Source organism: Duganella alba, from assembly GCF_009674495.1.
GTDB classification, from domain to species: Bacteria; Pseudomonadota; Gammaproteobacteria; order Burkholderiales; family Burkholderiaceae_D; genus Rugamonas; species Rugamonas alba.
On the sequence record NZ_WKJN01000099.1, the window covers coordinates 1 to 386 of the forward strand.

Below are 386 nucleotides of genomic sequence, written 5' to 3' on the forward strand. Positions count from 1 at the left end.
TCCCTATAACCTTGACGGCTATTAGGCAAGCATTTACTACTTTGTGATGATGAGTTTTACTACCCAGGCATGCATCTGTCGACACACGCCTAATAAAACTTTACTTCTTCCAGATTGTTAAAGAACGATACTGCTTTTACCTAAGCATCTCTTGCTTACGTAAAAACAGGTGGTGGAGGATGACGGGATCGAACCGACGACCCCCTGCTTGCAAAGCAGGTGCTCTCCCAGCTGAGCTAATCCCCCATTGGGTAATACGGCAACTGGTAGGGCTGGTTGGACTCGAACCAACGACCCCCGCGTTATCAACACGGTGCTCTAACCAGCTGAGCTACAGCCCCAAATTTGCTGTTCTTTGTTGTCTACAGTCGATAAGTGTGAACGCT

2 tRNA genes are annotated in these 386 nt (G+C 47.9%); both read right to left on the reverse strand.

Annotation, left to right across the window (positions count from 1 at the left end):
• Window positions 1-170: 170 nt before the first annotated feature.
• Window positions 171-246 (reverse strand) — tRNA-Ala (locus GJ695_RS29425).
• A gap of 18 nt (window positions 247-264) precedes the next feature.
• Window positions 265-341 (reverse strand) — tRNA-Ile (locus GJ695_RS29430).
• Between the last annotated feature and the right edge of the window lie 45 nt (window positions 342-386).